Origin of the sequence: Salinicola salarius (assembly GCF_003206135.1) — a bacterium.
GTDB classification, from domain to species: domain Bacteria; phylum Pseudomonadota; class Gammaproteobacteria; order Pseudomonadales; family Halomonadaceae; genus Salinicola; species Salinicola salarius.
This window is the reverse complement of record NZ_PZJT01000035.1, coordinates 1-3,837: the sequence shown is the minus strand read 5'-3', so window position 1 is coordinate 3,837 and position 3,837 is coordinate 1. Positions and strand designations below refer to the sequence as shown.

The following is a 3,837-nucleotide window of genomic DNA, read 5'->3' as shown; positions in this document are numbered from 1 at the left end:
TACCGAGAGATCACATCTAGCTAGCGGATGTTTGCACGTCAGGATTCCCCACATAAGTAGGTACATCAGTGATACTGAAAGACGAAAACGACCTGCTCGCTCGCTCCCGGGCGCTCTGTGACGCGATGGAAAATGAGGACGACTGGCTGAAGAGAGAGGTGCTATCCCACGCCGGCAACCGCTGGGCTTTTGGGGCGATCCACGCGCTCAAGGAGGGAGGGCGGTTGAGACACGCCGAGCTTCGCCGACGGCTCGATGGTGTCACTCAGCGGATGCTAACGAGAACGCTGCGGCAGCTCGAGCGCGATGGGCTGATTCTTCGCCAGGATTACGAAGAAGTCCCGCCGCGAGTCGATTACGAGCTGACTCGGTTGGGGGAGGAATTTCTCCTAAAGATCATCCCTATGTGGCTCTGGATCTTCGAGCACGCCGAGGATTTCCGTCGGGCTCGAGAAGCTCACTCGACGGCAGCGAGTGAGTAGGGAGACGGTTCGTCGCCTTGACCATTCAACGAGCCCAGTAGCCAACGGACACCCTGTGGCCACCGCCTGCCTCTCCATAGCCTTGCTTCCTCCCGGCGCGCTGTCGACTCCCCGCCCCGCCTGCGCGCTAAATGGGTCGGTTTTGATGCAGCGTTGCAAGTGGCGCCAAGCCTCGCCAATACTGGGCCGGCGTGGCAATTTAGGGGTCGAGAAAATGATGCGGAATGATGCATTTTGCAGCGAACTCGACGAAAGGCGGGGGAAGCTGGATAGAGAAGTGAAACGGAATGTGGCAGATTGATACCAAAGGTATTCCTAGCAGGGCTTGAGACAGCTGACAGGTTCCGACTCAAAGCGGCCATGTTGGAAAGGCTGCCTGTACGCTCATCAGTGTTATGCAGCTGGCACTATGATTGGTGTTATATGGCCAAGTTATACTTAATGTGTCGATTTTTCAGTATGTTATGGAGAAAACAGTGCGCGGCATAACATTATTGAACTCGCGTGCGCGTTCAAGTCAATAAACGAGCGCGCTGTCTAATACCTGTTATAACGCTCTGGTTACCAGCTTGGGTACAACTCTATAAGAAGGAAAGAAAATGGATGATTTGATTGATGACGAGTTGTTCTTGCAAGTAGAGGAACATTTGAAGTGTAGTGAGCAAAGCTGGCTACTGGGTGCGGGAATAAGTTTCGACGCCAAATTACCGCTAATGTACCCTTTAACGAATAAAGTTCAGAAGGATATAAAGGCTAGTCATAAAAAATTATATGACGATATTATCACCCCACTATTTGAAGAGTTGCCAGAGCAATGCCATATAGAGCATGTTCTTAGTCATCTTGGCGACTATGCTGCATTAGCTGAAAGAAACAAAGAAAAGAAAACAGTAATTCGTGGGGGGGGAAGTTGAGTTAGCTACGCTAGAAGAAGCGCATAATACAATTCTTGAGTCTATCTCAAATGTTATCCGGTGTGGCTATGTTGAGGATAAGGATGGAAATACAGTTGAAGAAGGTTCTTTGTCTAAACCAATCGTGGAAATTAAAGCACATTTAGTATTTATTGATACTCTGTTTAACCACGCATCCGCTGGTGTGTATGAGCGAAGAAAAGCTATCAATATTTTCACAACCAACTATGACACTCTTTTAGAAGATGCATTAGCACTAAATAAAATATCTTATTGGGATGGGTTCGATGGCGGAGCTGTAGCCCATCGAAAACAGAAGTATGGAGAACCCGTACCATCGAACGGACAGCGCGCTAACTTAATTAAGATGCATGGTTCGATAGATTGGTTTCTTTGTGACAAAGGATATGTATGGCGAGTTAGAGAAAATGACCTATACCCAAAGGTGGATCGTCGAGTTCTAATTTACCCTCAAGCTACTAAATACGTTGCCACTCAGCAAGATCCGTTCTCTACACAGTTTGACTTATTCAGAAAATCGCTAAATTCCTCCAATAGCAATATTTTAGCTGTTTGCGGCTATAGTTTTGGCGATGACCATATCAATAACGAAATTGAATTTGCTTTATCAAAAGAAGAGAACAAAACCGTATTGCTCGCATTCTTGGAGTGCCGGGACGAAATTCCTCCATGTTTAGAAAAGTGGCGTAGTGATAGTTTTGGTTCAAGAGTAATTATCGCATCCATACACGGCCTGTATATTGGAAAAAAAGGCCCATATAGAAGAAAAGACGAAGACGATTATTGGTGGACATTCAACGGTGTAACATCAGTATTAAAGAACGGATGTGAGGTTTAGTTATGTTTGCACCATCTGAAGAGCTGAAAATAGGCCAAGTTGTCGAGGTATCAGGAACCAATATAAAAGTTGAGATTTCCGATAAAATATCAGAATTAACAATAGCTTTTAATGGTCGTGTTTACCCAATTGGGCAAATAGGTAGTATGGTTAAAATTCACTATGGTCGTAAAATAATTTTTGGCTTGGTGACAATGCTGAGAATGCGATCTGAAGAATTAATAGAAGCAGGCATGCCTGTAACTGCTGATTCTGATCAGCGTTTAATGGAAGTCCAACTGCTAGCTGAAGGCAGCTGGAATAATACAAAAACAACTTTGGCTTTTAAACGTGGCATTAAAACTTACCCTTTACCCCAGCAAGGCGTATTCCTTCTAACTAACGAAGAAATTTCTTTTGTCTACCGTTCCGCTGAAGGTACAAGAGATGATGAAGTAGATCCATTAGTTCCCTTTGCGGTTTATAGTGCTTCTGAATCTACAGCCTGTCGAGCTAACATTAATAAAATGTTTGGTATGCATTGTGCGGTTCTTGGCTCTACAGGATCTGGTAAGTCAGGCACCGTTGCTGCGATTATTCATAGCGTACTATCGCATAAAAATAATGAGAAAGAACTGTCTCCTCAGATAGTGGTCGTTGATCCTCATGGTGAGTATGGTTCAGCCTTTAAAGAGAGAGCTGTACAGTACCGAGCATATGACATCGCAGCAGGCGACGATGGTCAAGAAGAGATAAAGCTACCGTACTGGTTGATGTCTAGTGATGAGTTCACTAACCTAGTTATCGGTAAAACGGAAAGAAGCGCTACTAGTCAAAACAATGTAGTTCAAAAAGCACTGGCTCATGCAAGAATGGTTGCCGCTGGAGTTGTCAAGCCTTGCCCAAGAGAGTTTGGTACAGAAGCCCTTAACCATCTAGAAAATTTTGACGATCCAGATTTGTGTGATGGCAAAGATACTTCAGACATTCTGGAATTCGACCGTGATAAACCTAGACCATTTTGCTTAGATGAGTTTGAAAGTCATGTTAGGTACATTCAAGGCGGTAGGATAAACCGTAATAACCATGAAAGCATGACCAACTCTGATTTAGCTAAGTCACCAGTACCCTCCGTTTTAGATAAACTAAAAGTTCTGAGAAGAGATACTCGACTTTCATTTATGATGAAGTGTTGGATTGATAACGATGCAGAAATAAAGCTACATCAAGTCTTGAATCAGTTCATTGGCGCACCTAGTCAGGCAGGCAAAGATATCAGGATTATTGATATTTCAGGTTTGCCAAATGAAGTCGCAGGCCCGCTTACAGCGCTAATCGCTAGGTTACTTTTTCAGTATAAAGTATTTCAGACTCAACAAGAGAAAGAGAAGGATCCTATATTATTAGTGTGTGAAGAAGCACATAGGTATGTTCCGGATCATGGAGAGGCTCAATACGCAGCTGCTCAAGGAGCAATAAGGCGCATAGCGAGAGAGGGGCGAAAATACGGAATCGGCTTGATGCTGGTAAGTCAGCGGCCGGCCGATGTAGACAGTACAGTCATTTCACAGTGTGGTACTTGGGTTGTATTACGCTCTGTCTG

4 protein-coding genes are annotated in these 3,837 nt (G+C 44.6%); all 4 read left to right on the top strand.

Annotated features, from left to right (window positions below; all coding sequences use genetic code 11):
• Window positions 1-68 precede the first annotated feature (68 nt).
• Complete coding sequence (locus tag DOM32_RS17615) at window positions 69-482, top strand: winged helix-turn-helix transcriptional regulator (RefSeq protein WP_208625418.1); 414 nt, start codon at window positions 69-71, stop codon at window positions 480-482.
• A gap of 599 nt (window positions 483-1,081) precedes the next feature.
• Entirely contained in the window at window positions 1,082-1,396 is a 315-nt protein-coding gene (locus DOM32_RS17980; protein ID WP_208625417.1) for a hypothetical protein, read from the top strand.
• Window positions 1,380-2,255, top strand: coding sequence for an SIR2 family protein (locus DOM32_RS17605; RefSeq protein ID WP_208625416.1), 876 nt, complete (start codon window positions 1,380-1,382; stop codon window positions 2,253-2,255). Before DOM32_RS17980 ends, DOM32_RS17605 begins: the two co-directional genes overlap by 17 nt.
• Before the next feature lie 2 nt (window positions 2,256-2,257).
• A partial coding sequence (locus DOM32_RS17600; RefSeq protein ID WP_110637086.1) for an ATP-binding protein occupies window positions 2,258-3,837 on the top strand: 1,580 nt, incomplete at its 3' end.

What these genes read in the sequence shown, in the direction of transcription:
- DOM32_RS17980 (WP_208625417.1), top strand. Translation starts at nt 1,082, where the DNA reads ATGGATGATTTGATTGATGACGAGTTGTTCTTGCAAGTAGAGGAACAT.